This is a genomic window from Cupriavidus sp. P-10 (genome assembly GCF_003402535.2).
In the GTDB taxonomy this organism is placed as follows: Bacteria; Pseudomonadota; Gammaproteobacteria; order Burkholderiales; family Burkholderiaceae; genus Cupriavidus.
The window spans coordinates 2901365-2927238 of sequence record NZ_AP025170.1; the positions used below are offsets into that span (position 1 = coordinate 2901365).

Sequence of the window (25874 nt, forward strand, 5' to 3'; positions counted from 1 at the left end):
GCGTTTCAGTCGGCCAGCAGGCCGGCGCGGGCGGCGACGAACTGCCGGGCCGCTTCGGCCTGCAGCGCATGCGCGCCATGCTGCACGCGGCTGCGGCCGGCGGTGCGGACATCCGCTAGTGTCTCATGACCGTGGTTGGCGAACACGTGGGTGGCCAGCGCCTGCGCGCCATCAAGGCCGGCCAGCGTCGGATGCGCACCGTCCAGCACCACGAAGTCCGCCTGCTGGCCAGGTTCCAGCCCGGCCACGTCGCGGCCACTGGCGCGTGCGCCGCCTGCCACGGCCTCCAGATAGAGTCGATCGGCCACCTGCAGGTGGGCATCCGAGGCCAGTACGTTGCGCTGCTGCAAGCCCAGCCGCTGGCCGTACTCGAACAGCCGCAGTTCCTCGGCCACGCTGACGCTGGCATGGCTGTCTGAGCCGATGCCCCATGCGCCGTGCTGCGCGAGGTAAGGCGCCGCCTCGAACACGCCGTCGCCGAGGTTCGCTTCGGTGGTCGCACAGATGCCGGCCACGGCGCCGCTGTGCGCGAGGCGGCGGCGTTCATCCCAGTCCATGTGCGTGGCGTGCACCAGGCACCAGCGCGCATCGACATCGACATGATCGAACAGCCATGTCACCGGGCGCGTGCCAGACCAGGCGATGCAGTCGTCGACTTCGCGCTGCTGCTCGGCAATGTGGATATGGACCGGCGCCTGCGCGTCGATCGCCTTCAGCCCCGACAGTGCATGCAGCAGGCTGTGTTCGGGCACCGCGCGCAGCGAATGCGGCGCCAGCCCGAGACGTGCGCCGGCTTGCGCGCACACCGGCGACAGGCGCTCCAGCAGCCGCAGCATGGCGTCGGTGTCATGCAGGAAGCGGCGCTGCTCGGCCAGCGGCGGCTTGCCGCCGAAGCCGGCGGTCTGGTACAGCACCGGCAGCAGCGTCATGCCGATGCCGGTGCGCTGCGCCGCACGCAGCAGCCGCAGCGACATCTCGGCGGCATCGGCGTAGGGCTTGCCGTTGGCGTCGTGGTGGACGTAGTGGAACTCGCACACGCTGGTGTAGCCCGCGCGCAGCATCTCGATGTAGAGCTGCGTGGCGATGGCTTCCAGCGTGTCGGGCGAGATCCGCTGCGCGAAACGGTACATCAGCGTGCGCCAGCTCCAGAACGAATCGGAACTGGCGGGGTTGTCGCCATGCGGGCGGCTGCGGCATTCGGTCAGCCCGGCAAAGCCGCGCTGGAATGCGTGCGAATGCAGGTTGGGCATGCCTGGCAGCACCGGGCCCGCTGCGCGCGGCACGCCGGCACTTGCAGTGGCGCCGGCTTGCACGCTGGTCAGGCGGCCCTGCTCGTCCCACGCGAGCAGCACGTCGCGCGCCCAGCCTTCGGGCAGCAGGGCCCAGTCTGCGAAGAGCTGTGATGCGCTCATGCCGATACGCCTCCCTGCGCCGGATAAACACGCCCTTGCCGCACGACCGCGGCAGCAGGATTGCGGCCGAACCAGTACGCCAGCTCCGCCGGCGAATCGACGCGCCACAGCACGAAGTCGGCCGTGCGCCCCGCTTCCAGCTTGCCGTGGCGATCCGACGCACCCAGCGCGCGCGCCGCATGCTGGGTCACGCCGGCCAGCGCTTCGGGCACCGTCAGGCGGAACAGCGTACAGGCCATATTCATCATCAGCAGCAGCGACGTCACCGGCGAAGTGCCAGGGTTGTGGTCGGTCGAGATCGCCATCGGCACGCCGTATTGGCGCAACAGCGCGATCGGCGGCAGGTTGGTGTCGCGCAGGAAATAGTACGCGCCGGGCAGCAGCACCGCGACCGTGCCGGCTTCGGCCATCGCGGCCACGCCGGCCTCATCGAGATGCTCGAGGTGGTCTGCCGACAGCGCGCGATGGCGTGCGGCCAGCGCCGCGCCGCCGAGGTTGCTGAGCTGCTCGGCGTGCAGCTTGACGCGCACGCCGTGGCGCGCTGCGGCATCGAAGACGCGTTCGGTCTGCGCGATCGAGAAACCGATCGATTCGCAGAAGGCATCGACGGCGTCGACCAGCCCTTCTTCGGCAAGCGCCGGCAGCATAGTGTTGCACACCAGGTCGATGTAGTCGTCGGCGCGGCCAGCGTACTCGGGCGGCAGCGCGTGCGCGCCTAGGAAGGTGGTGTGCACCGACACGCCGAACTGCTCGCCCAGCCGGCGGGCCACGCGCAGCTGCTTGCGCTCGGCTTCGAGGCTGAGGCCGTAGCCCGACTTGATTTCGATGGCGGTCACGCCCTCGGCCAGCAGCGGTTGCAACCGCGTGGCGGCCTGCGCGAACAGCGTGTCTTCGTCGGCGGCGCGGGTGGCGCGCACGGTCGAGACGATGCCGCCGCCGGCGCGCGCGATTTCCTCATAGCCCGCGCCGGCCAGGCGCATGGCGAACTCGTCGGCGCGCTGGCCGCCGTAGACCAGGTGCGTGTGGCAATCGACCAGTCCCGGCGTGATCCATGCGCCGTTGGCGTCGTGGCGCGGCAGGTCGCGGTAAGCCTGCGGCAAGTCGGCCGCGACGCCGAGCCAGGCAATGCGGCCATGCTCGACCACGAGCGCGGCATCGCGGATGGCGCGCACCGGATCGGCATCGGGCAGCAGGTGGCAGTTGTGCCAGACACCATCGGCACTGGCGGCGGTGGCAGCGGTGGCGGTGCCGGGTACGGAAGGCAGCGTCATTGGTCGGACTCCATTTCCAGCGTGACACACAGGCACAGCGCATCGTCGCCGCCCGGTGCAAAAGCTTGCCAGCCAGCGGATTCGCCGGCGGCATACAGCAGGCCCTGCCCCGCTTCCAGCGCGACGGCCGGCTGCGCCTCCTGTGCCAGCCAGGTGCCGGACACGGCAAGCAGGCATACGGTATCGTCACCGGTGCTGACGGCAAACCCGTGGCGGAACGCATCGACGCGCGCGCGGCAGCGGCCGCGCCGCGTCATCACGTTGAAGTCGCGCGTGGCGCCATCGAGCAGCGCCGCCTGCAGGCCGGTGTCACCCGAAAACGCAAACGGTGCGCCCGGCTGGACCAGCCGGTGGCTGAAGCTGCCGTCGTCGGCGCGCAGCATCACGCCGGCACCGTCGAGCAGCACGATCTGGCGGTCGATACCCGGGAATGCCGAGAACGGGCCATCGGCTTCGATATCGGCCACGCTCAGGCGCCAGACAAAGTCATCCATGCCGGCGCCCGGCGGCCACACCGCGATCTCGCGCGTGTTGCCGCCGCCGTTCTTCCAGCGCGTCGGGTCGATGCCCGCGAGCGAGAATTGCTGTGGCATCACGGTGCTCATGCGCGCTTCACCATCGGCAGGTTCAGGCCCTTCTCGTGCGCGCATTCGATGGCGATGTCGTAGCCCGCATCGGCATGGCGCATGACGCCGGTGGCCGGATCGTTCCACAGCACGCGTTCGATGCGCCTGGCAGCGGCGTCGGTGCCGTCGCAGACGATCACCACGCCGGAGTGTTGCGAGAAACCCATGCCCACGCCACCGCCATGGTGCAGGCTGACCCAGGTGGCGCCGCCGGCGGTATTGAGCAGCGCGTTCAGCAACGGCCAGTCGGACACGGCATCGGAGCCGTCGCGCATCGCTTCGGTCTCGCGGTTGGGCGACGCCACCGAGCCGCAGTCCAGGTGGTCGCGGCCGATCACCACCGGCGCCTTCAGCTCGCCCGACCTGACCATCTCGTTGAAGGCCAGGCCAGCGCGATGGCGCTCGTCCAGGCCCACCCAGCAGATGCGCGCAGGCAGGCCCTGGAAGGCGATGCGGTCGTGCGCCATGTCGAGCCAGCGGTGCAGGTGCTTGCCCTCGGGGAACAGCTCCTTCATCTTGGCATCGGTCTTGTAGATGTCCTCGGGATCGCCCGACAGCGCCACCCAGCGGAACGGGCCCTTGCCGCGGCAGAACAGCGGGCGGATATAGGCCGGCACGAAGCCCGGGAAATCGAAGGCATTCTGCACGCCTTCGTCGAACGCGACCTGTCGGATGTTGTTGCCGTAGTCCACCGTCGGCACGCCCATCTTCTGGAAGTCGAGCATGGCCTGCACATGCTTGACGATGGCGGGCCGCGCGGCGGCTTCCACCGACTTGGGATCGCGCTTGCGTGTGTCTTCCCACTGCTCGACGGTCCAGCCTTGCGGCAGGTAGCCGTTGACCAGGTCATGCGCCGAGGTCTGGTCGGTGACGATATGCGGACGCATGCCGCCGGCTTGCGCGCGCTTGGCCAGTTCCGGCACGATGTCCGCGGCGTTGCCGAGCAGGCCGACCGAGATCGCTTCCTTCTTCTGCGTGGCCTCGTCGATCATCGCCAGCGCCTCGTCCAGCGTGGTGGCCTTCTTGTCGAGGTAGCGCGTACGCAGGCGGAAGTCGATGCGCGATTCCTGGCATTCGATCGCCAGCACGCAGGCACCGGCCAGCACACCCGCCAGCGGCTGCGCACCGCCCATGCCGCCGAGGCCCGCGGTCAGGATCCACTTGCCCGACAAATCGCCGTTGTAGTGCTGGCGGCCAGCCTCGACAAAGGTCTCGTAGGTGCCCTGCACGATGCCCTGCGTGCCGATGTAGATCCACGAGCCCGCGGTCATCTGGCCGTACATCATCAGGCCAGCGCGATCGAGCTCGTTGAACTTGTCCCAGGTGGCCCAGTGCGGCACCAGGTTGGAATTGGCGATCAGCACGCGCGGCGCGTCCGGGTGCGTGCGGAACACGCCGACGGGCTTGCCCGACTGCACCAGCAACGATTCGTCCTCGCCCAGGCGGCGCAGGCTGTCGAGGATGGCATCGAAGCATTCCCAGTTGCGCGCAGCCTTGCCGATGCCGCCGTACACCACCAGGTCCTGCGGGCGCTCGGCCACATCGGGATCCAGGTTGTTCTGGATCATGCGGTAGGCGGCTTCGATCAGCCAGTTCTTGCAATGCAGGTGGGTGCCGTGCGGGGCGCGGATTTCACGCTGGCCACGCTGGATGAATTGGTTTTCGTTGGCGTTCATGTCTTTGTTCTCCGTCGAAGGCGCTTGTGGCGCGATCAATTCAGGCTGGTGCCACTTGGTACGTGATTGCAATCGGAAGCGCTGGCCCTCTCCCCCGCCCCTCTCCCGCTCGCGGGAGAGGGGCCGGGAGAGAGGGCAGGCGCATCAACCTGCGTTAGTCGGCAAAATTTCACGAACCGCCTGCGGCCAACCCGCGCCCGCATCGCCCTGCACCACCCACTGCTTCATCGCTTCGATATCCGGCGCGAGGTAGCGGTCGCCCTCCACAAAATCCACCCGGGCACGGATGCGGGCCAATTCCTGCTCCACCAGCGGCGACGACTTCAGCGGCCGATGGAACTCGATGCCCTGCGCCGCAGCCATCGCCTCGATGCCGACCACCACCGCGGTATTGGCCGCCATATCGCCCAGCCGGCGCGCGCCGTAGGTGGCCATCGACACATGGTCTTCCTGGTTGGCCGAAGTCGGCAGGCTGTCCACGCTGGACGGATGGGCCAGCGACTTGTTCTCGGAGGCCAGCGCCGCGGCAGTCACCTGCGCAATCATGAAGCCCGAGTTCAAACCGCCATCGCGCACCAGGAACGGTGGCAGGCCCGACAGTCCGGTATCGAGCAGCAGCGCCAGGCGGCGCTCGGAAATCGCGCCGATCTCCGCGATCGCCAGCGCAATGATGTCGGCGGCGAAGGCCACCGGCTCGGCGTGGAAGTTGCCACCGGAGATCACGTCGCCCTGCTCGGGGAACACCAGCGGGTTGTCCGATGCGGCATTGGCTTCGATCTGCAGGATGCGCGCGGCGTGCTGCAGGTTGTCCAGGCACGCGCCCATCACCTGCGGCTGGCAACGGATCGAGTACGGGTCCTGCACGCGGCCGCAGGCCTTGTGCGAATCGACGATCTCGCTGCCATCCAGCATCGTGCGCACGGCGCCGGCCACGGCTATCTGGCCGGCCTGGCCGCGGGCCTCATGGATGCGCGCGTCGAACGGCTTGACCGAGCCCTTGATGGCTTCCAGCGACAGCGCGCCCGCCACCAGGCCGGCGGCGAAGGTGTCCTCGGCGGCGAACAGGCCGGCCAGCGCCAGCGCGGTCGACACCTGGGTGCCATTGAGCAGCGCCAGGCCTTCCTTCGGGCCCAGTTCGAAAGCCTTCAGGCCAGCATGGGCCAGGCCCTCGGCTGCCGGCAAGCGCTTGCCGTCGACCAGCACGTCGCCCACGCCGATCAGCGTGCATGACATATGCGCCAGCGGCGCAAGGTCGCCCGAGGCGCCAACTGATCCCTTGGCCGGGATGCACGGCGTCACGCCGTGGTTGGCCAGCGCCAGCAGCGCCTCGACCAGTTCCGGGCGAATGCCCGAGCGGCCGCGCGCGAGGCTGACCGCCTTGATGGCAAGGATCAAACGCACGGTGTCCCCGGCCAGGTCCGGGCCGGTACCGACGCTGTGCGACAGCACCAGGTTGCGCTGCAGCTGCGCCAGCTTGTCGTTGGGGATGCGGGTCTGCGCCAGCTTGCCGAAGCCGGTATTGATGCCGTAGACGACGGCGTCGGCGTCGATGATGTCCTGCACGGTGGCCTGCGCCGCGCGCACGCCCGCCCAGGCGGAATCGGCCATGGCCAACCGCACTTCGCCGCGGTAGATGCGGCGCAGATCGGCCAGGGTAACTTGGCCCGGCTGCAAGGTCAGCAGCGGGCGGGAGGCTTGGTCGTGTTGGCTCGCAGTCATTTGTATGTTCCTGTCTATACAGCTTAGGATAAAAATTGAAGCAGTGGCTGACCCTCGCGGTTGGTAACGCGCGACTCAGCCGAAAGCGGGATTGCCGTCGGCGCGGAAGCGGCTGCCGAGGCGGTAGCGGTTGCCCGGATGCAGGCAACGGACGAACGTCACCGGCACACTGTTGGTCCAGGTACGGCGGGTCAGCATCAGGCAGGGCTGCGTCGGCGGCATTTCCAGCTGCGCGGCCTGCTCCGGCGTGGCGGCGATGGCATCGACCACATGCTCTACCTGATCGTAGGGCACGTGGCGCAACAGGTATTCGCCGGGCTGGGTCGCACTGAAGTCCTGGCCGATGAAATCCGGCGCCACGCGCGGGTTCACATAGCGGTCTTCCAGCTGCACCGGCACGCCGTCTTCACGATGCACGCAGACCGAATGGAACACCGACTCGCCGGTATGCAGCTCCAGCGCGGCCGCCACCTCGATCGACGCCGAGACCCGCTCGACCAGGATCACGTCGCAGGCGTAGTCATGCCCGCGCATGCGGATCTCGTCCTGCAGGTTGACCACGGACAGCAGCGTCGACTGCGGCTTGTGCTCGGCCACGAAGGTGCCGACGCCTGCGACACGCACCACCCGGCCCTGCTCCGACAGCTCGCGCAGGGCCCGGTTGACGGTCATGCGCGACACGCCGAAGCGGTTCACCAGTTCCTGCTCCGACGGCACCCGGTCGCCCGGCTGCCACGCGCCGCTCTGGATCTGGCGGGCGATGTACTCCTTCACCTGCTGGTAGAGCGCGGTGGGAGAGGAAGCAGGGGTGGCGGAGCCGACGGCGTGGTTCATGGCGTTTCAGTGCTCGGCCGCGGCAATCGCCTCGGCGCGGATTTCCTCGGTCAGCCGCGCCTTGAGCGCGGAAAACTCCGGGGAGGTCTTGATGGTGTAATGGCGCGGATGCGGGAAGTCGACCGCGATATCGCTCTTGATCCGACCCGGCCTGGCGGAAAACACCGCCACCCGGTTGGCCATGAAAATGGCCTCGTCGATATCATGGGTCACGAATAATACCGTCTTGCGCGCCGCTTCCCATATGCCGAGCAACAACTCCTGCATCAGCACGCGGGTCTGGTTGTCGAGCGCGCCGAAGGGCTCGTCGAGCAGCAGGATCTTGGGATCGTTGGCCAGCGCCCGCGCGATCGCGGTGCGCTGCTGCATGCCGCCCGAGAGCTGCTTGGGGAAATGGTGCTCGAAGCCGCGCAGGCCCACGCGCTGGATAAAGAAGTCGCTGCGCTCCTTCTGGTCGGCCGCGCTCATGCCGCGCTCGCGCAGGCCGAAGCGCACGTTCTGCTCGATCGTCAGCCACGGGAACAGCGTGTACGACTGGAACACCATGCCACGGTCCGCACCCGGAGCGGACACCGGCTGGCCGTCGAGCAGCACGCGGCCGGTGGACGGCGTATCCAGCCCGGCGACGATGCGCAGCAGCGTGGACTTGCCGCAGCCCGACGGACCCAGGATGGTGACGAAGTCGTTGTCGCGCACCTCGAAATCGACCGGCTGCAGCGCCAGCGTCTGCCCGCCACGCGGGTTGGCGAAGGTACGCGAGACCTGCTGGATGGACAGTGCGCTCATTGGATCGAACTCCACGGGAACAGGCGCTGGTTGGCGCGCTTGAAGACAAGGTCGGAGACCAGCCCGATGCAGCCGATCACGATGATGCCGAAGATGATCTGCCCGGTATTGAGCAGCGCCTGGCTGTCGGTGATCATGTGCCCGATACCGGACGACGAGCCGATCAGCTCGGCCACGATCACATAGGTCCAGGCCCAGCCCAGCACCAGCCGCAGGATTTCCGCGATTTCCGGCGCCGCGCCCGGGATCAGCACGCGGCGCACGATGCCGGCGCTGTTGGCGCCCAGCGTGTAGGCCGCCTCCACCAGGTCCTTGCGCGCCCCACCGACGGCCACCGCCACCATCAGCACGATCTGGAAGAACGAGCCGATGAAGATCACAAGCAGCTTCTGCGTCTCGCCGATGCCGGCCCACAGGATCAGCAGCGGGATGAAGGCCGACGCGGGCAGGTAGCGGCAGAACGAGACGAACGGCTCGAAGAACGCCTCGGCAGCCTTGTACGAGCCCATGAAGATGCCCAGCGGCACGGCCAGCACCGCGGCCAGCACGAAGCCGCCGAGCACGCGCCAGACGGTCATGCCGATGTCGCCGATGAAATTGTGCTCCGTGAAAAGGATGAAGCCCTCCTTGGCCATCGTCATCGGATCGGCCAGGAACGTGCGCGGCACGAAGCCGCCCAGCGTCACCGCGGCCCAGATGCCGAAGAACAGCACGAAGAAGGACAGCCCCAGCATCCAGCGCGCATTGGGCGCGACCGGAACCAGCGGCGACAGCCACGGATGGCGCCGCCGCGCGGGCGCTGCGCCGGGCGCGGCGCCCGCCGCCGCGGGGCGGGCCGAAGAACCTACATGGGCTTGCGTCATGACGTCACGCCTCCTTGCGACTGCTCTGCTTACTTGAGGAAACGCGCGTCATACAACGCCGTCACGTCGGGCACCTGGCGGATCACGCCGATGTCCATCAGCACGCCCGCCGCTTCCTTGCTGAAGCTGGCGAGCTCGCCGGCAAAGAACTTCTTGTTGGCCTCCCGGTCCTGCCAGCGCAGGTAGGCGGAAGACTTGGCGAACTGCTCGGCGGTCTGCTTGACCGCGGCGCCCATGATCTCGTTGGACTTCTCCGGCTCCTTGCGGATCATCTCCAGCGCCTCGAAATAGCTGTCGACCAGCGCCTGGGCCGCCTTGGGGTTCTCCTTGAGCCACTTGGGCGCGCAGCCCAGCGTGTCGGTCACCATCGGGTAGTCCAGCGTGGTCGCCAGGATCTTGCCCTTGTCCGGGTTCTGGCGGACGGTGGACAGGTACGGCTCGTAGGTCATGGCGCCGTCGTTCTGGCCGGCCACGAAGGCCTGCGCGGCCGCCTGCGGCGACAGCGTGGTGGTCTTGACGTCCTTGAGCGACATGCCGTTTTTCTTCAGCATCCAGGCCAGGCCGAAATACGGCGCGGTGCCCGGCGCATCGACGCCGATGGTCTTGCCCTTCAGGTCGGCAAAGCTTTTGACATCGCCGCGCACGGCCAGGCCGTCGGCGCCATAGGACTTGTCGAGCTGCACGATCTGGGTGATGGGCACGCCGTTGGCGTTCCAGGCCACATGGGTCTCGACGGTAGTGGCCGCGCACTGGATCGCACCGGAGGCCAGCGCCAGGTGACGGTCCTTCTGCGGGATCATCTTGATGTCGACCTCGACGCCGTTCTTCTTGAAGATGCCTGCCTTGTCGGCCAGCGTCAGCGGCGCGAAGCCGGTCCAGCCGCTCATGCCGAGCGTGACCTTGGTGGTCTGCGCATGGCCGGCGCCGGCCATGGTGACAGCCGCGGCAAATAGCGCGGCCTGCATTGCCTTGCGGCCACGAACCCTGCTTTGAATCCTGCCCTGCATGCGGCTTTCCATCCTCATCGGTACGCTCCTTTGGTGTGTCCGTCGACGGCAGGCCATGCTTGTGGCGTGCTCGTTTTCGGGCATTAAACAATGCCTGTATATACAAGTCAACGTAGGGCTTCCACGGAGGATCTGACAGTCACTTTTCCTTGGGAATCGCCATTTGACAGGGATTCATCAATGACGACGTTGATGCTGCCGCGCACTGTTGGTGCCGGCAGCACCACACCGAGGCATCAGATGTGTTGCTGTATAGACAGGGGTTAGGCGCGCTCGGAGCGAGCAAGGCGCGTGCCAAGGACAGGCGCGGTCAGGCGTCGAAGAAGGAAGCGACGGTGGGATAACGCAGCCGCAGGCGCAGTTCGCGTTTGAGCCGGCGATTGTCAAGCCGGCGCGATTCGCTCATGAAGCTCAGCAGCGTCGGCTCGATCACTTCGCGCGCCTGGCCGCGCGTGATGCGCGGCGGGCGTGGCAGGCCGCGGCGATCGGCTACCAGGTCGAAGTAGTCGGCCATGCGCAGCTCGGTATCGTCGCTGGCGTGGACCACGCGCTGCGGGCGGCCGCGGAACAGCGCGGCGACCATGATGCGGGCCAGGTCGTCGGCGTGGATATGGCTGGTGTAGACGTCGTCCTGCGGCACCAGCGCGGGCGTGCCCCGCTTGAGCCGTGCCACCGGCAGCCGCTCGGCGGCATAGATACCCGGGATGCGCACGATGCTGGTGCGCCAGCCGGCATCGCGGCCAAAGGCGCGCACCGTCCCCTCGGCGGCCACGCGGCGGCGCGCGCGCGCCGTCTGCGGTCGCACCGCATGGACTTCGGACACCCGTGCGCCCTGCCGGTCGCCGTAGACGCCGGAGGTGCTGGCGTAGACAAACGCAGCGCGGGGCGGGGCCTCGTCGGGTAGAATGGCGGGCTTGCCAGGCTGCCGCCAGGCCTTGCGGCGCAAGGCGGCGAGCAAGGCACGTGTGCGCGGATCGCCTTCGCCCTGACCGGGCGGCGGCGCCAGGTCCAGCACCTGCGTGGCCAGCCCCCGCAGCCGCGCCAGCGTTGCCGGCCGGTCCAGGTCCGCCACCAGCGGCACCGCGCCGGCGGCGCGCAGTTCGGCGCGGCGCGCCGGCTGCGACGTGACGGCAAACACGCGCATGCGCGACGACAGGATTCGCAGGCAGCGCGTCCCCACATCCCCGCACCCGACGATCAACAGGCGCGGACGGCCCAGCCGACGGCTGGGGACCGGCAGGACTGGGAGGCGCGAGGGCTGCAGCATCGACTGAATTTGGCTCATAGACCGATTATGGCTTATCAAGTAACCGTCATGCCCAGTGGCCACAAGTTCGAAGTGGCTACGGACGAAACCATCCTCGGCGCAGCCCTGCGCCACAGCATCGGCCTGCCCTACGGCTGCAAGAACGGCGCCTGCGGCTCGTGCAAGGGCCGCGTGCTGGAAGGCACCATCGTGCAGGGCGACCACGCCCCGGCGGCACTGACCGCGCAGGAAAAGACCGAGGGCCGCGCGCTGTTCTGCTGCGCCAACGCCGCCTCGGACATCACCATCGAATGCCGCGAAGTCCACGGCGCAGGCGACATCCCGATCAAGAAGGTGCCGTGCCGCGTGACCTCGCTGGAGCGCCTGGCCGACGACGTGATCGCCATCAAGCTGCAGCTGCCCGCTACCGAGCGCATGCAGTACCTGGCCGGCCAGTACGTGGAATTCCTGCTGCGCGACGGCAAGCGCCGCAGCTATTCGATCGCCACGCCGCCGCACGAGGACGGCCCGATCGAGCTGCATATCCGCCATATGCCGGGCGGCGCCTTCACCGACTACGTGTTCGGCGCCAAGGAAGGCCAGCCGGTCATGAAGGAGCGCGACATCCTGCGCTTCGAAGGGCCGCTGGGCAGCTTCTTCCTGCGCGAGGAATCGGAGGCTCCGATCATCCTGCTGGCTTCCGGCACCGGTTTCGCGCCGATCAAGGCCATCGTCGAGCATGCCGCCTACACCGGCATCACGCGCCCGATGACGCTGTACTGGGGCGGCCGCCGGCCCAAGGACCTGTACATGCACGCGCTCGCCGAGCAATGGGCGCGCGACCTGCCCAACTTCAAGTACGTGCCGGTGGTGTCCGACGCGCTGCCCGAAGACAACTGGGAGGGCCGCACCGGCTTCGTCCACCAGGCCGTGATCGCCGACCACCCCGACATGTCGGGGCACGAGGTCTACGCGTGCGGGGCGCCGGTGATGATCAACGCCGCGCGCGGCGACTTTACCCGTCAGTGCAAGCTGCACGAAGACGCGTTCTTCGCCGACTCGTTCACCTCCGAGGCCGACATGCACCCGGCGGGATCGGCTCCGGCCACTCCGGCGGCCTGACGCCCGCCAGCCGTTCCCTCAGCGCAACAATGCCCGGGCCTGCCAAAATTCGTTTTGACACCCGGGCACATGCGCCTTATATTTGCCCGCATGCATACGACCTTCAACCGACGCCGCAGCTTCCGTACGTCGCTCCCCACTGGGGTGCCGCGCGGCTGACCGTCGACTGCGTCTGTTCAGGTCAACGAGCCACGGGCAACCCCCGTGGCTTTTTGTTTTTCCGCGTTTTACCTGCTTGTCCGTCCATCGTTTAAAGCCGACCCCTGGAGTCCGCCATGGCATTTGCTGAGTTTCCCGTCCAATCCCTGATGTACATCACCAACCGGCCCGAGCTCGTCTTCACCGAGGGCAAGGGCTCCTGGCTGACGGACCACAACGGCAAGCGATACCTGGACTTCGTGCAGGGCTGGGCGGTCAACTGCCTGGGCCATTCCAACCAGGGCATGATCGACGCGCTGGTCGAGCAGTCGAAGAAGATCATCAACCCGAGCCCGGCCTTCTACAACGAGCCGATGCTGCGCCTGGCCAGGCAGCTGACCGACAACAGCTGCTTCGACAAGGTCTTCTTCGCCAACAGCGGCGCCGAGGCCAACGAAGGCGCGATCAAGCTGGCGCGCAAATGGGGCCGCAAGCACAAGAACGGCGCCTACGAGATCATCACCATGGACCACAGCTTCCATGGCCGCACGCTCGCCACCATGAGCGCGTCGGGCAAGGCCGGCTGGGACACCATCTTCGCGCCGCAGGTGCCGGGCTTCCCCAAGGCCGAGCTGAACGACCTGGCCTCGGTGGAGAAGCTGATCACCGACAAGACCGTCGGCATCATGCTGGAGCCGGTGCAGGGCGAAGGCGGCGTGATCCCCGCCACGCGCGAGTTCATGCAGGGCCTGCGCGCGCTGGCCGACAAGCACAAGCTGCTGTTTATCGTCGATGAAGTGCAGGCCGGCTGCGGCCGCTGCGGCACGCTGTTCGCGTACGAGCTGTCGGGCGTCGAGCCGGACATCATGACGCTGGGCAAGGGCATCGGCGGCGGCGTGCCGCTGTCGGCGCTGCTGTGCAAGGCCGAAGTCGCCAGCTTCGAGGCCGGCGACCAGGGCGGCACCTACAACGGCAACCCGCTGATGACCGCGGTCGGCAGCGCCGTGATCGAGCAGCTGACCGCGCCGGGTTTCCTGGACGACGTCAAGGCCAAGGGTGAATACCTGAAGGAACAATTGCTGGCGCTGTCGGCCGAATTCGGCCTGGGCGGCGAGCGCGGCGAAGGCCTGCTGCGCGCGCTGCTGCTGGAAAAGGACATCGGCCCGCAACTGGTGGAAGAAGCCCGCGACATGGCGCCGCAAGGCCTGCTGCTGAACGCGCCGCGCGCCAACCTGCTGCGCTTCATGCCGGCGCTGAACGTCACGCACGAAGAGATCGACCAGATGATCGGCATGCTGCGCACGCTGCTGAAGAAGCTGGCCTGATCGTTCCGCGATCGCCAGACGACAAAAAGCCTCGCTTGCGCGAGGCTTTTTTCTTTGCGGCAACCCATGGACGCCGCAGAGGAGTGAGGGAGAGGGCCAGCACCGCAGAACCCGCGCACACCGGCCAGAGCCGGCCCGCGCGGGGCCCCGCGGCAAGGGGAAAGGCCTTGCGCCTGCGAGCGCCCGCCCTCTCCCTCACCCCTCTTGCGGCAGCGGGGTGTCGGAGGTGAGCGGCGGAGCGCCGCTTACTCGCCCAGGTAGGCGGCCCGCACCTTGGGATCGTCCAGCATCTGGCTGGCATCCCCGCTCATGGTGATCAGGCCGGACTCCATTACGTAGCCGCGGTGCGCGGCCTGCAGCGCCAGGCGCGCGTTCTGCTCGACCAGCAGCACGGTCACGCCCTGCGCCGAGATATCGCGCACGACCTCGAAGATCTTGTCGACCATGATCGGCGACAGGCCCATCGAAGGCTCGTCCAGCAGCAGCACCTTGGGCTGGCTCATCAGCGCGCGCGCCATCGCCAGCATCTGCTGCTCGCCGCCGGACATGGTGCCCGCCAGCTGGTTGGCGCGTTCCTTCAGGCGCGGGAAGATGCCGAACATGCGGTCGACGTCGGCCTTGATGCCAGCCTCGTCGTTGCGCGTGTAGGCGCCCATCTGCAGGTTCTCGGTGATGGTCATGCGCGCGAACACGCCGCGGCCTTCCGGCACCATCGCCAGCCCCTGCTTGAGCAGCGCGTAGCTGGGCACACCCTTGATGGACTTGCCCATGTACTCCACGTCGCCGCCGGCCCAGCCCTGCAGGCCGGTGATGGCCTTCATGGTGGTGGTCTTGCCGGCGCCGTTGGCGCCGATCAGCGTCACCAGTTCGCCGTCCTGGATGTCCAGGTCGATGCCCTTGACGGCCTGGATGCCGCCGTACGCGACCTTCAGGCCGGAGATCTTCAGTACTGTCTGTTTCATTGCTGGCTGTGTCATTGCTTCTGCTCCCGCCATCAGTGCGCCGAGGTGCCGAGGTAGGCCTCGATCACCGCGGGGTTGTTCTGCACCTCGTGCGGCAGGCCCTGGGCAATCACCTTGCCGTAGTCCAGCACCGTCAGGCGGTTGCACAGCCCCATCACCAGCTTCACGTCGTGCTCGATCAGCAGGATGGTCCTGCCGTCGTTCTTGATCTTGTCGAGCAGGCCGCGCAGCTCGACCTTCTCGGTCGCGTTCATGCCCGCGGCCGGCTCGTCCAGCGCCAGCAGCTTGGGCTCGGTCGCCAGCGCACGGGCGATCTCCAGCCGGCGCTGGTGGCCGTACGACAGGTTGCGTGCGGTGAAGTTGGCGTACTTGCCGATGCCGACGTAGTCGAGCAGGTCATGCGCCATGTCCTCGATGCCCTCTTCCTCGCGGCGCACCGAAGGCGGCCGGAAGATCGCGCCGAACACGCCGGCCTTGGTGCGCACGTGGCGCCCCACCATCACGTTCTCCAGCGCGGTCATCTCGCCGAACAGGCGGATGTTCTGGAACGTACGCGCGATACCGGTCTTGGCCACCTCATGCACGGCGGTCGGCTGGTAGGGCTTGCCGCCCAGCACGAACTCGCCCGCATCCGGGGTGTACAGGCCGGTGATCACGTTGAAGAAGGTGGTCTTGCCGGCACCGTTCGGGCCGATCAGGCCATAGATCTCGCCGGTCTTGATCTGCAGGCCCACATCCGACAGTGCCTGCAGGCCGCCGAAACGCTTGTTGACCCCCTGTACCGACAGGAGGAAATCCTTGTTGCTCATGTTGTCCTCCTGGTCAGAAACGGCCCACGTTGCCCGCACGGCGAACCACCGGGCGGTCTTCCTTGCGCGGCGACGGCCAGATGCCTGCCGGGCGGTACAGCATCACGCCAACCAGGGCCAGGCCGAACAGCAGCTGGCGCAGGACCTCCGCGTCCACAACGACGTGGCCGAACAGACCATGCTGGACTGGCTCGGCCACCACGCGCAGCAACTCCTGGAAGCCCACCAGCAGCACGCCGCCCAGGATCACGCCCGGGATATGGCCCATGCCGCCCAGCACCACGATCGCCAGTACGTAGATCGATTCCCAAAGCGTGAACGATTCCGGCGACACGAAGCCCTGGAACGCACCGAACACCGCCCCAGAGGCACCGCCGAAGGACGCGCCCATGGCAAATGCCAGCAGCTTCATGTTGCGGGTGTTGATGCCCATGGCCTTGGCCGCGATTTCATCTTCACGGATGGCGACCCAGGCGCGGCCGATGCGCGAGGTCTGCAGGCGCAGGCACACGAACACGATCACGATGACCAGGAACACCAGCAGGTAGTAGTACATGAACACCGGCGTGAACTTCATCCCGAAAATCTCGTGCGATTTCGAGAAGTCGAAGCCGAAGATATGGACCGGGTCTACCGCCGTGATGCCCTTGGGACCGTTGGTGATGTTGACCGGGCGGTCCAGGTTGTTCATGAAGATCCGGATGATCTCGCCGAAGCCCAGCGTCACGATGGCGAGATAGTCGCCGCGCAGCTTGAGCGTTGGCGCCCCCAGCAATACGCCGAAGGTCGCGGCCACCAGGATCGCCAGCGGCAACACGAACCACATCGACAGGTGAATGCCGGTGGGGAACAGTTGCTGGATCCACTCGAACTGGTTCGCCAGGTGCGGCGAGCCCAGCAGTGCCATCATGTAGGCGCCCACCGCGTAGAACGCGATATAGCCCAGGTCAAGCAGGCCGGCAAAGCCCACCACGATGTTCAGGCCCAGCGCCAGCATGATGTACAGCAGCGCAAAGTCCAGCACGCGGACCCAGTAGTTGCCGCCCAGGGTCTGGACGATAAACGGCGCGCACAGCGCAATCACCAAAAAGCCAATCAGCGCGGCCAGGGTCTTGGTCGGAACCTTGGTCGGGGCCGCGACGGCGGCCGTGGATGGAATCGGGGTATTCATGGATTCGCTCTCCTCAGGCGCGGTCCGCCACGCGTTCGCCCATGATGCCGGACGGACGGAAGACGAGCACAGTGATCAGTACGATGAAAGCGAAGACGTCCTGGTAGTTCGAGCCGAACACACCACCGGTCAGGTCGCCGATATAGCCGGCACCCAGCGCCTCGATCAGGCCCAGCAGCATGCCGCCGACCATCGCGCCGGCAAGGTTGCCGATGCCGCCCAGCACTGCGGCGGTGAACGCCTTCAGGCCCGGGATAAAGCCCATGTAGAAGTGGGCGTTGCCGTAGTTGGTGGCCATCATCACGCCGGCCAGCGCGGCCAGCGTGGCGCCGATCATGAAGGTGGCGGAAATGACGAAGTTCGGGTTCACGCCCATCAGGCCGGCCACCTTCTGGTTCTCGGCGGTGGCGCGCATGGCGCGGCCGAGCTTGGTGCGGTTGACCAGCGCCAGCAGGCCGGACATGACCATCACGGCCAGGCCGATGATGACCATTTCCTTGCCGGTGATGGTGGCTCCGGTACCGCCGATATCGATCGGTTCCGACGGCAGCAGTTGCGGGAAGGTCAGCGGGTTGCGCGACCAGATCAGCATGCCCATCGTCTGCAGGATGATGGACACGCCGATCGCGGTAATCAGCGGGGCCAGCCGTGGCGCATTGCGCAAGGGCCGGTAAGCGATACGCTCAATCGAGTAAGACAGTACTGCACAGACCGGCATCGCAATCAATGTCGCGATCACCAGCGTCAGCCATTCGGGCAAGCCGGGGGCAAACTTCTGCAGACCAAGAATCGCTGACAGGGCGGTCAGCGCGCCGATCATCAGGACATCGCCGTGAGCGAAGTTGATGATCCCCAGAATGCCGTAGACCATGGTGTAGCCCAGTGCAATCAGCGCGTAGATACTGCCGAGCACCAGACCGTTCACGATCTGCTGGATAAAGATATCCATGAAAACTCCTGCTTCAGTCCCTTACCTGACGGCATGGTGTGGATGCCGGGGGGGACAATGATGTGGTGATGGGTAACGTTGCTGAGGTTGGATTGCTGGTAAGCGGCCCGCCATGCTCCATCCAGGGTAAGGATGCTTCTACATTAGGCGAGGCTAAAAAGAACGGCACCGCAAAATACTCACGGTGCCGTTCGGATGGGCCGGTAAGCCCAGATTACATCTTCACGACGTCGAGGACGGACTTCTTCTTGTCCTTGTACTCGTACAGCGTGATGGTGCCTTCCTTCATGTCGCCCTTCTCGTCAAAGGCGATGTTGCCGATCACGCCCTTGTAGTTGGTCTTGGGCATTTCGGCCAGGATGGCAGCCGGTTCGGTCGAGTTGGCGCGCTTCATGGCATCGACGACGACCATCACCGCGTCATACGTGAACGGTGCGTAGATCTGCACCGGCGCGTTGAAGCGAGCCTGGTAACGCTTGTCGAAGTCCGCGCCACTCTCCATCCGCGACAGGGCCAGGCCGGCCTCGGAGCAGATGATGTTGGTCACGGCATCGCCCGCCAGTTCGGCCACCTTGTCGGTACAGACGCCGTCGCCGCCGACGATCTTGGCAGGGATGCCCAGTTCACGGGCCTGCTTGGCGAACGGGCCACCGGTCGCGTCCATGCCGCCGTACATGATGACGTCCGGCTTCTTGCCCTTGATCTTGGTGAGAATGGCCTTGAAGTCGGTGGCCTTGTCGTTGGTGGCTTCACGCGCCACCACGTTCACGCCAGAAGCCTTGGCGGTCTTCTCGAACTCATCGGCCAGGCCCTTGCCGTAGGCAGTGGCGTCGTCGACGATCGCCACGCTCTTGGCATGCAGGGTCTTGGCAGCGTAGTTGGCCAATGCCGGGCCTTGCTGGGCGTCGGTAGCGACCACGCGGTAGGTCGTCTTGAAGCCTTGCTTGGTGTAGTCCGGGTTGGTCGACGACGGCGAAATCTGCACGATGCCGGCATCGCTGTAGATCTTGGAGGCAGGGATCGACACGCCCGAGTTCAGGTGGCCGACCACAGCCGCCACCTTGGCGTCGACCAGCTTCTGCGCCACGGCGGTGCCGGTCTTGGGATCGCCGGCATCGTCTTCGCCGACCAGTTCCAGCTTGATCTTCTTGCCACCGATTTCCAGGCCGGTCTTGTTGACTTCTTCCACGGCCAGGCGGGCGCCGTTTTCGTTGTCCTTGCCAAGGTGCGCGATACCGCCGGTCAGCGGGGCCGCGTGGCCGATCTTGACGACGACCTCGCCACCGCCCGCGGCAGGGGCTGCTGCGGCCGGCGCCGAAGAGGCCGCATCCGCCGGCTTCTCTTCCTTCTTGCCGCAAGCCGCTACCAGCGCCACAGCGGCCGCGATCGGCAGAATCTTGGCAAACGTGATTTGCATGAGTGATCTCCTAGGATTCACAAAAACAGGGATTTGCAACGCCTCCCGGACGTTTCCCTGGACCGCCTTTGTTTAGTTTCAATTTGAAACGCGCGCATTGTATCCCCTTTCTTTGCAGTTGCAATACGCGACGCAACAAGTCGACCGATTTACCCGTCAAATGAGCTAGGGAATTTCCCCAATGCACAGATTGGGGCAATTCCCGCTCACATGGCGGGACCGTCTCACATACTTACAAGAATCGTGCCCGCACCGCCCGCTGGCGGTATTAGGCGCGCGGTGCGCCACCCATAATGGACCCTAATTAATTAGGTATTTCATTTCAAATGCTATGCACCGATCTCTAATGTGCAGAATGTAGCGCCGCACCATAATAGGGAAAACCCCAGTTACGGGGATTACCCCTATTTGTCTGATTTGCCAAACACGCTGGTAATTCGTGCCGCAATAGTGCTGCACCGATAATGTGCATTGGAAGTCATAAGTTCGAATGATGGCGCGCCCGAAGACGCGCAAACAAAAAAGGGCGCCGCATTACGCGGCGCCCTTGCTCATGAGCGTGGGGAGATACGGGCCTGGTGCCCGCTGCCGCTCAGGCGGCGACGCTGGTCGGCATCAGACCCCGCGGCAGGGGGAACGCCATGTTTTCCTCGATGCCCTCCAGGGCACGCACCTGGCGCGCACCGAGCGCGCGCAGGCGGTCGACGATCGACTGCGCCAGCGCCTCGGGCGCCGAGGCACCGGCGGTCAGGCCGATGCGGCGCTTGCCGGCGATCCATTCCGGGCGCACCTGCTCCGGCGCGTCGACCATATAGGCCGGCACACCCAGGCGCTGCGCCAGCTCGCGCAGGCGGTTGGAGTTTGAGCTGTTGGGGCTGCCCACCACAATCACTACCTCGACCTGCGGCGCCATGAACTTGACCGCGTCCTGGCGGTTCTGCGTGGCATAGCAGATGTCCTGCTTCTTCGGCTCGCGGATCTGCGGGAAGCGCGCCTTCAGCGCGGCGACGATCTCGTGGGTCTCGTCCACCGACAACGTGGTCTGGGTTACGTAGGCAAGTCGCGTCGGATCGGCGATCTGCAGCGTGGCGACGTCGGCGACGGTCTCGACCAGCACCATGCCGCCGTTGGCCTGCCCCATGGTCCCTTCCACCTCGGGGTGGCCACGATGGCCGATCATCACGATCTCGCAACCTTCCGCGCGCATCTTGCTGACTTCGACATGCACCTTGGTCACCAGCGGGCAGGTTGCGTCGAACACGTGCAGGCCGCGCGCGGCGGCGTCCTCGCGCACCTCGCGCGACACGCCGTGGGCGCTGAAGATGACGGTGGCGCCGGCGGGCACCTCGTCGAGTTCGCGCACGAACACCGCGCCCTTGCTGCGCAGGTCGGCCACCACGTAGGCGTTGTGCACGATTTCATGGCGCACGTAGATCGGCGCGCCGAAGCGCGCCAGCGCACGCTCGACGATCTCGATGGCGCGATCCACGCCGGCACAGAAGCCGCGCGGCTGGGCCATCAGGATTTCGGCGTCGGGTGCGGTGGTCAGGTCAGGCATGCTGCGTATCTGGACGGGAGTCGGCACGTTGGCGCACTCAGAGGATGCCGATCAGCTGCACGTCGAACAGGATGGTCTGCCCGGCCAGCGGATGGTTGAAGTCGAACAGCGCCGCGGTCTCGCCGATTTCTTTCAGCACGCCCGCGTACTTGCCGCCGCCGGGCGCGTTGAATTCGACCAGGTCGCCCGGGGTGTAGTCTTCCTCGAACGAGCTGTTCTCGCGCAGCGTGGCCAGCGACACCCATTGCAGCAGTTCGGGATTGCGCGGCCCGAACGCGTGCTCCGGGGCGAGCCGGTAAGTCATGCGCTCGCCTTCCGGCATGCCCAGCAGCGCCTGCTCCAGCGTGGGCGCAAGCTGGCCCTGGCCGAGCAGCAGCGTGGCAGGCTTGTCGTCGAAGGTGCTCACGACCTCGGTGCCATTCTCGAGCGAGATGCTGTAGTGCAGGGTCAGGAAAGAGTCGGCCAGGACAGTCTTGCGGCCAGCCGTGCCGCCGTCGGCTTCCGACGCGAAAGTTTGCAAATTCATGGGTGATCAACCTGAGGAGGGTAGGAGCAAGCCATTGCTGGCCCACTCCCCCCTAAGAACCGTACGTGCGGGTTTCCCCGCATACGGCTCAAGCCTTCACAAAAATACCATCAAATCGATGGCACCGGCTTTACAACAGAAAGCCCGTGGTTATGCACTTGGACGTGACAGTTCGGATGCAACAGCACGCGGTTCCTCAGACCATCGGAGCCACCGCGTACGCGGTACTCGATGTGGTGGTCATGCCACCCAGTGTCCTTGGTCATCTTGCACTGACACAGAGCACACAAGCCCCGCTGGGACATGTACAGCTTGATCCACTGCTTTCGGTGCGCCATGCTGTCAAGCAGCCGCTCCTGTCGCAATGTTTCACCATACACCTCCTGCGCCGGATCAAAGGGGTTGTAATCCCCTCTGACCTTCTTGTGCCTTTGGATGGGCGTGCTCGCGAGCGAGTACAACTCAACCCATACCTCACTATCGACATCTTTCACTACTGTGGTGCCAAACACCCAGCTGCGCTGACCGACTGAGCCGAAGTACTTCTTCCGCACCCAATCCGCCTTCTTGCCTGGATGTCGCCGCTTGGCCCACCGCCATAGGGCACGAAATATGTCGTGCCCCAAACGGTTGAGGGCCGCCTTCGCCACTACGGCGCGGTGGTACTGCGCCCAACCTCTTAGCATCGGGTTCAGCAGTCGAATCAGCTCTGACTGCTTCACCGTCTTGTGGGCACTGATGACATCCTTCACCTTGCGGTAGAACGTCTGCACGTTCTTCCTGCTCGGCTTGATGAGCAGTGTTCCGGAGTACTTCCGGAAGTTCCACCCAAGAAAGTCAAAGCCGTCGGCTATGTTGACGATCCGCGTTTTCTCCGTTGATAGCGTCAGCCCTCGTACCGCCAGGAACTGCTCCACCCACGGCTTAACCTCGTTTTGTAGGATCTCTGGCGTAGTGCCCGTGATCACGAAGTCGTCCGCATAGCGCACAACATTCACCTTCAGCTTCCGCGTTTTGGCGACCCCCAGCTTCTTCTCGAAGGAAGCAACCAGTTGTCGTTCCAACCCGTTCAGCGCCACGTTTGCCAGAGTCGGGGAGATGATTCCTCCCTGCGGTGTTCCGGCTTCGGTCGCCTGAAACTGGCCCTGAAATACCACGCCAGCCTTCAGCCACTTGCGGAGGATGACTCTGTCCATCGGGACATTGCGCTCCAGCCAGTCGTGACTGATATGGTCAAAGCAACCTTTGATATCCGCCTCCAGTATCCATTGGGCTGAGTGCCCTCTGGACAGGTTGACGAACAGCTGTGACATGCCATCCGCCGTGGAGCGATTGATCCGGAACCCATAAGAATTCGGATCGCTCGTCCCTTCGGACACCGGCTCCAGCGCCAGCAGGTGCAAAGCCTGCATGGCTCGATCCAACATGGTCGGAATGCCTAGTGGGCGCTCCTTCCCGTTGGCCTTAGGAATAAAGACCCGCCGCAATGGCGATGGCCTGTACCCTCGGCGCTTCAACCGTCCGATGGCTTCCCACCGGACTTCAGGCGAGTCCCACAGTTCGCGATCGACGCCTGCCGTTCGCTTACCTTGGTTCTCCGTCACTCGCTTTACCGCCGATGCCTTGGCGGAAAACGAGCGGGTCAGAGACCGTTGCAAGGCTTTCACCCTGCGCCAGTCCCCTTCCTGTGTTGCCTTCGCAATTCGAATCTGCATTGCCCGGACGTTCCGCTCCACTTGGCGCCAATTGATGGCATCCCAGCGTTGCGGTGCGCCGGAGAGCGCAGATTTATCCTCACGGATAAATGCTTCCATGCTGCTCTCCTATCTTGAGGTCTTCCCCCAAAACGCAGAGACAACATGCCCCCTGAGGGGCATATTGCCCCTCAGGGTAAGAAATTTCGGTTTCAAGCGGGTTAGCCAGTCGTCCTGCGACGAAAGACCAGTTGGAAGTCTGCCCGCTTTCGCGTGAGGTGATGTTTCAACCCCTATCCGAATCATTACAACCCGGCGTTCGCTTTCTCCAACCTCCCATACCCGCACAGCCAACAGCGTTCCTTACGGTTCGCCTGCCTGAGCCGCACTGCGCTCGGGCAGCCATACGGGCTTACCACGTTCCCTGCACGCTACAAGACCGGGTTAGGGTCTGCCTCTTCGCCGATGGTCTAGTGACGACGTGCTCCGAATGTCCAGCGGAGCAACCGACCAAATACCGTTTTGGTTAGTGCCTGTCAGCAGCTTTGGCACCGCAATACTCACGACGTTTATCAGCAGTTCACTTCCGTTACCCATACCAGTCAGCCTAGCTCCTCGACCCCATGGCTGCTCGGAGTCTCTACCAGAAGACCTCACGGTCCTCTGGCACCCTTACGGGGGCTACATTGTCAGGAGAGCTTCATACCCCACCGTTGCCAGTGACGCATGTCTCCCTAGGCTACTGCTAGTCGCATAGCAGGTTCTCTATCAAAGCGCCCTCGCGGACGTGTCTGACCGAACCATAGCGTGCAGAGCTTTCGCTCCGCCTGAACCCTACCTGCCGGTCCGACTGGACCGGAAATGCAAATGCTCCGCCTTGTGGGCAGATGACATTCGCCCACTTGGCGTTTGGTGGCCAACGTGGCCACGTTCAAACTTGATGCCAAACTTCGGCATGTAAAGCCATTGTCCACTCTTAGAAAGTGGACAATGCCACGCCCGAGGGCGTGGTTCGCGCCTTTGGGCGGGCACTGGCTGGTAAGCCAGTACTGCAAGCAACGCTTCTCAGATAACTCTGAAAAGTGAGCAGGCGCTAGCGGCGTAAGCTATGGTGGGCTTCGTTTCACTAGCATGTGGGAGTACTCTCCCAGGGTCGATGCGTCTAACGCGACGCGGACGGACACGAGTGTGCGTGTCGCACGAACAACCCGTATTGTATTCGACTGGCCCATCGCCCGCCGCGCCGGAGCCGTATCCCCCTTCCAGCCCTCCGGGCGGCGGTCCAACCCCGAACGCCCATGACCATTGCCAATTGGCCCGCCTGCGAGCGGCCGCGCGAAAAACTGCTGGAATGCGGCGCCGCCGCCCTCTCCGACGCCGAACTGCTGGCGGTGTTCCTGCGCGTGGGCGCAGCGGGCAAAAGTGCCGTCGACCTCGCCCGCGAACTGTTGCACCGCTTTGGCTCCCTGACCGCCTTGTTCGCGTCCGAGCCGGGTGCATTGGCGGGCATCAAGGGCATGGGCGCAGCCAAATACGCGCAGTTGCAGGCCATTCCCGAGCTGGCGCGGCGTGCCCTGGCAGAATCGCTGCGGCTGCCGACCGGCTTCGACTCGCGCGCCGCGGTGCACAACTACCTGCGCCTGACGCTGGCATCGCTGCCGCATGAAGTCTTTCTGTGCCTGTTCCTCGATCCGCGCAACCGCATGATTGCCAGCGAAGAACTGTTCCGGGGCACGCTGACGCGCACTGCCGTGTATCCGCGCGAGGTCGCGCGCCAGGCACTGATGCATAATGCAGCCGGCGTGATCGTGGCGCACAACCACCCCTCCGGCACGACTGCCCCGAGTCGTAGCGACGTGCACCTGACGCACGAGCTGGCACGGACGCTTCAACTCCTGGATGTGCGCCTGCTCGACCATTTCATCGTTGCCGGGCAGGAAATCCGCTCATTGGCCGACTCCTGTGAATGCCTGCCTGGACTGTGACGCATGCAGCACAGTGCTGAACGGGACACAACACCCGCTTCCGGTGACGCACAGAAGGCATTGATTCACCGAGGGATTCCGGTCTATAATTTACGTTTCACTGAAGTCTCAACCGCTGCAGTCCGGGCCCGCGCGCCTTTTGTTGATCTGTTGCGAACATTGTCCACGAATAGAAGATTTAGGAGTGCTTCATGGCACGCGTCTGTCAAGTGACCGGGAAAGCGCCGATGGTCGGCAACAACGTTTCCCACGCAAACAACAAGACCAAGCGCCGTTTTCTGCCCAACCTGCAGAATCGTCGTTTCTTCGTTGAGTCCGAAAACCGCTGGGTGAGCCTGCGCGTCTCGAACGCCGGCCTGCGCCTGATCGACAAGAAAGGCATCGACTCCGTGCTCGCCGACCTGCGCGCACGTGGCGAAGTCTAATTAGGAGCACATCATGGCAAGCAAGGGCGGCCGCGACAAAATCAAGCTGGAATCGACCGCAGGTACCGGTCACTTCTACACCACGACCAAGAACAAGCGCACCATGCCGGAGAAGATGGAGATCATGAAGTTCGATCCCGTCGCTCGCAAGCACGTCGCTTACAAGGAAACCAAGATCAAGTAATTGATCCGGTATCCCGACGAAAAGCCCCGCCTTTGTGCGGGGCTTTTTGTTGCTCGCTCGTTTTTATTGCGAGCGCTGCGCGCGCGACGTTGGCACCCACAGACGGCAAGAAGCGCGCCGTTCGGCACAGCACTACGGGCACCGCACCCTTCCGGCGCGATCACCGCCC

At 65.2% G+C, this 25874-nt stretch carries 23 protein-coding genes; 5 read left to right on the forward strand and 18 right to left on the reverse strand.

Annotated features, from left to right (window positions below):
• Positions 1–5 precede the first annotated feature (5 nt).
• The 10 genes from CTP10_RS13355 to CTP10_RS13400 form a co-directional block, all read right to left on the reverse strand.
• Positions 6–1412 (reverse strand): formimidoylglutamate deiminase, encoded by a 1407-nt coding sequence (locus CTP10_RS13355; RefSeq protein ID WP_116318007.1) that lies wholly within the window; start codon positions 1410–1412, stop codon positions 6–8.
• Positions 1409–2683, reverse strand: coding sequence for an imidazolonepropionase (hutI, locus tag CTP10_RS13360; RefSeq protein WP_116318008.1), 1275 nt, complete (start codon positions 2681–2683; stop codon positions 1409–1411). The genes CTP10_RS13355 and hutI overlap by 4 nt, the downstream gene beginning before the upstream one ends.
• Positions 2680–3288, reverse strand: a complete 609-nt coding sequence (locus CTP10_RS13365; protein ID WP_116318009.1) for a HutD/Ves family protein — start codon at positions 3286–3288, stop codon at positions 2680–2682. The genes hutI and CTP10_RS13365 overlap by 4 nt, the downstream gene beginning before the upstream one ends.
• A complete protein-coding gene (gene hutU / locus CTP10_RS13370; RefSeq protein WP_116318010.1) occupies positions 3285–4985 on the reverse strand; it encodes a urocanate hydratase in 1701 nt (566 codons plus the stop codon). The genes CTP10_RS13365 and hutU overlap by 4 nt, the downstream gene beginning before the upstream one ends.
• A 144-nt stretch (positions 4986–5129) precedes the next feature.
• The gene (hutH, locus tag CTP10_RS13375) at positions 5130–6704 is read right to left on the reverse strand and encodes a histidine ammonia-lyase (protein WP_116318011.1); all 1575 of its coding nucleotides are present in this window, start codon (positions 6702–6704) and stop codon (positions 5130–5132) included.
• Between the two features lie 75 nt (positions 6705–6779).
• Positions 6780–7538 carry a histidine utilization repressor gene (gene hutC, locus CTP10_RS13380; RefSeq protein ID WP_116318012.1) on the reverse strand — a complete coding sequence of 253 codons (759 nt, stop codon included), beginning with the start codon at positions 7536–7538 and terminating at the stop codon, positions 6780–6782.
• Positions 7539–7544: 6 nt separating this feature from the next.
• A complete protein-coding gene (locus tag CTP10_RS13385; RefSeq protein ID WP_116318013.1) occupies positions 7545–8324 on the reverse strand; it encodes an ABC transporter ATP-binding protein in 780 nt (259 codons plus the stop codon).
• Positions 8321–9187, reverse strand: a complete 867-nt coding sequence (locus CTP10_RS13390) for an ABC transporter permease (protein ID WP_116318014.1) — start codon at positions 9185–9187, stop codon at positions 8321–8323. The genes CTP10_RS13385 and CTP10_RS13390 overlap by 4 nt, the downstream gene beginning before the upstream one ends.
• A gap of 29 nt (positions 9188–9216) precedes the next feature.
• Positions 9217–10152 (reverse strand): ABC transporter substrate-binding protein, encoded by a 936-nt coding sequence (locus tag CTP10_RS13395; RefSeq protein ID WP_442875126.1) that lies wholly within the window; start codon positions 10150–10152, stop codon positions 9217–9219.
• Positions 10153–10504: 352 nt separating this feature from the next.
• Complete coding sequence (locus tag CTP10_RS13400; protein ID WP_116318016.1) at positions 10505–11479, reverse strand: NAD-dependent epimerase/dehydratase family protein; 975 nt, start codon at positions 11477–11479, stop codon at positions 10505–10507.
• 9 nt (positions 11480–11488) lie between these two features.
• Here CTP10_RS13400 and CTP10_RS13405 point away from each other — a divergent pair, with 9 nt between their 5' ends.
• Both CTP10_RS13405 and CTP10_RS13410 read left to right on the forward strand, forming a co-directional pair.
• Complete coding sequence (locus CTP10_RS13405) at positions 11489–12562, forward strand: CDP-6-deoxy-delta-3,4-glucoseen reductase (RefSeq protein ID WP_116318017.1); 1074 nt, start codon at positions 11489–11491, stop codon at positions 12560–12562.
• Between the two features lie 275 nt (positions 12563–12837).
• Positions 12838–14025 (forward strand): acetylornithine transaminase, encoded by a 1188-nt coding sequence (locus CTP10_RS13410; RefSeq protein WP_116318018.1) that lies wholly within the window; start codon positions 12838–12840, stop codon positions 14023–14025.
• 245 nt (positions 14026–14270) lie between these two features.
• Here CTP10_RS13410 and CTP10_RS13415 read toward each other — a convergent pair whose 3' ends face one another.
• The 8 genes from CTP10_RS13415 to ltrA all read right to left on the reverse strand — a co-directional run bounded on the left by CTP10_RS13415 (position 14271) and on the right by ltrA (position 23231).
• Positions 14271–14987, reverse strand: coding sequence for an ABC transporter ATP-binding protein (locus tag CTP10_RS13415; RefSeq protein ID WP_116318019.1), 717 nt, complete (start codon positions 14985–14987; stop codon positions 14271–14273).
• 32 nt (positions 14988–15019) lie between these two features.
• Entirely contained in the window at positions 15020–15796 is a 777-nt protein-coding gene (locus tag CTP10_RS13420) for an ABC transporter ATP-binding protein (protein ID WP_116318020.1), read from the reverse strand.
• Between the two features lie 13 nt (positions 15797–15809).
• On the reverse strand, positions 15810–16967 hold the full coding sequence (locus CTP10_RS13425) for an ABC transporter permease subunit (protein ID WP_116318021.1): 1158 nt from the start codon (positions 16965–16967) through the stop codon (positions 15810–15812).
• A 13-nt stretch (positions 16968–16980) separates the two neighbouring features.
• The gene (locus CTP10_RS13430) at positions 16981–17916 is read right to left on the reverse strand and encodes a branched-chain amino acid ABC transporter permease (RefSeq protein ID WP_116318022.1); all 936 of its coding nucleotides are present in this window, start codon (positions 17914–17916) and stop codon (positions 16981–16983) included.
• A 214-nt stretch (positions 17917–18130) separates the two neighbouring features.
• The gene (locus CTP10_RS13435; RefSeq protein WP_116318023.1) at positions 18131–19333 is read right to left on the reverse strand and encodes a branched-chain amino acid ABC transporter substrate-binding protein; all 1203 of its coding nucleotides are present in this window, start codon (positions 19331–19333) and stop codon (positions 18131–18133) included.
• A gap of 592 nt (positions 19334–19925) precedes the next feature.
• Positions 19926–20891, reverse strand: a complete 966-nt coding sequence (ispH, locus tag CTP10_RS13440; RefSeq protein ID WP_116318024.1) for a 4-hydroxy-3-methylbut-2-enyl diphosphate reductase — start codon at positions 20889–20891, stop codon at positions 19926–19928.
• 37 nt (positions 20892–20928) lie between these two features.
• Positions 20929–21417 carry an FKBP-type peptidyl-prolyl cis-trans isomerase gene (locus CTP10_RS13445; protein WP_116318025.1) on the reverse strand — a complete coding sequence of 163 codons (489 nt, stop codon included), beginning with the start codon at positions 21415–21417 and terminating at the stop codon, positions 20929–20931.
• Positions 21418–21527: 110 nt separating this feature from the next.
• Positions 21528–23231, reverse strand: coding sequence for a group II intron reverse transcriptase/maturase (gene ltrA, locus CTP10_RS13450; protein ID WP_116318026.1), 1704 nt, complete (start codon positions 23229–23231; stop codon positions 21528–21530).
• 1178 nt (positions 23232–24409) lie between these two features.
• Between ltrA and radC the strand changes: the two genes are divergently transcribed.
• From radC to rpmG, 3 genes are all read left to right on the forward strand, one after another.
• Complete coding sequence (radC, locus tag CTP10_RS13455; protein ID WP_116318027.1) at positions 24410–25096, forward strand: RadC family protein; 687 nt, start codon at positions 24410–24412, stop codon at positions 25094–25096.
• A 191-nt stretch (positions 25097–25287) separates the two neighbouring features.
• The gene (rpmB, locus tag CTP10_RS13460; protein ID WP_006575661.1) at positions 25288–25521 is read left to right on the forward strand and encodes a 50S ribosomal protein L28; all 234 of its coding nucleotides are present in this window, start codon (positions 25288–25290) and stop codon (positions 25519–25521) included.
• A 13-nt stretch (positions 25522–25534) separates the two neighbouring features.
• Positions 25535–25705 carry a 50S ribosomal protein L33 gene (gene rpmG, locus CTP10_RS13465; RefSeq protein ID WP_010814980.1) on the forward strand — a complete coding sequence of 57 codons (171 nt, stop codon included), beginning with the start codon at positions 25535–25537 and terminating at the stop codon, positions 25703–25705.
• Positions 25706–25874: the final 169 nt, after the last annotated feature.

Bases quoted from the DNA above. Each gene is read 5' to 3' on its own strand.
- CTP10_RS13355 (WP_116318007.1), bottom strand. From the start codon at position 1,412: ATGAGCGCATCACAGCTCTTCGCAGACTGGGCCCTGCTGCCCGAAGGC.
- hutI (WP_116318008.1), bottom strand. From the start codon at position 2,683: ATGACGCTGCCTTCCGTACCCGGCACCGCCACCGCTGCCACCGCCGCC.
- CTP10_RS13365 (WP_116318009.1), bottom strand. From the start codon at position 3,288: ATGAGCACCGTGATGCCACAGCAATTCTCGCTCGCGGGCATCGACCCG.
- hutU (WP_116318010.1), bottom strand. From the start codon at position 4,985: ATGAACGCCAACGAAAACCAATTCATCCAGCGTGGCCAGCGTGAAATC.
- hutH (WP_116318011.1), bottom strand. From the start codon at position 6,704: ATGACTGCGAGCCAACACGACCAAGCCTCCCGCCCGCTGCTGACCTTG.
- hutC (WP_116318012.1), bottom strand. From the start codon at position 7,538: ATGAACCACGCCGTCGGCTCCGCCACCCCTGCTTCCTCTCCCACCGCG.
- CTP10_RS13385 (WP_116318013.1), bottom strand. From the start codon at position 8,324: ATGAGCGCACTGTCCATCCAGCAGGTCTCGCGTACCTTCGCCAACCCG.
- CTP10_RS13390 (WP_116318014.1), bottom strand. From the start codon at position 9,187: ATGACGCAAGCCCATGTAGGTTCTTCGGCCCGCCCCGCGGCGGCGGGC.
- CTP10_RS13395 (WP_442875126.1), bottom strand. From the start codon at position 10,152: ATGCAGGCCGCGCTATTTGCCGCGGCTGTCACCATGGCCGGCGCCGGC.
- CTP10_RS13400 (WP_116318016.1), bottom strand. From the start codon at position 11,479: ATGAGCCAAATTCAGTCGATGCTGCAGCCCTCGCGCCTCCCAGTCCTG.
- CTP10_RS13405 (WP_116318017.1), top strand. From the start codon at position 11,489: ATGGCTTATCAAGTAACCGTCATGCCCAGTGGCCACAAGTTCGAAGTG.
- CTP10_RS13410 (WP_116318018.1), top strand. From the start codon at position 12,838: ATGGCATTTGCTGAGTTTCCCGTCCAATCCCTGATGTACATCACCAAC.
- CTP10_RS13415 (WP_116318019.1), bottom strand. From the start codon at position 14,987: ATGAAACAGACAGTACTGAAGATCTCCGGCCTGAAGGTCGCGTACGGC.
- CTP10_RS13420 (WP_116318020.1), bottom strand. From the start codon at position 15,796: ATGAGCAACAAGGATTTCCTCCTGTCGGTACAGGGGGTCAACAAGCGT.
- CTP10_RS13425 (WP_116318021.1), bottom strand. From the start codon at position 16,967: ATGAATACCCCGATTCCATCCACGGCCGCCGTCGCGGCCCCGACCAAG.
- CTP10_RS13430 (WP_116318022.1), bottom strand. From the start codon at position 17,916: ATGGATATCTTTATCCAGCAGATCGTGAACGGTCTGGTGCTCGGCAGT.
- CTP10_RS13435 (WP_116318023.1), bottom strand. From the start codon at position 19,333: ATGCAAATCACGTTTGCCAAGATTCTGCCGATCGCGGCCGCTGTGGCG.
- ispH (WP_116318024.1), bottom strand. From the start codon at position 20,891: ATGCCTGACCTGACCACCGCACCCGACGCCGAAATCCTGATGGCCCAG.
- CTP10_RS13445 (WP_116318025.1), bottom strand. From the start codon at position 21,417: ATGAATTTGCAAACTTTCGCGTCGGAAGCCGACGGCGGCACGGCTGGC.
- ltrA (WP_116318026.1), bottom strand. From the start codon at position 23,231: ATGGAAGCATTTATCCGTGAGGATAAATCTGCGCTCTCCGGCGCACCG.
- radC (WP_116318027.1), top strand. From the start codon at position 24,410: ATGACCATTGCCAATTGGCCCGCCTGCGAGCGGCCGCGCGAAAAACTG.
- rpmB (WP_006575661.1), top strand. From the start codon at position 25,288: ATGGCACGCGTCTGTCAAGTGACCGGGAAAGCGCCGATGGTCGGCAAC.
- rpmG (WP_010814980.1), top strand. From the start codon at position 25,535: ATGGCAAGCAAGGGCGGCCGCGACAAAATCAAGCTGGAATCGACCGCA.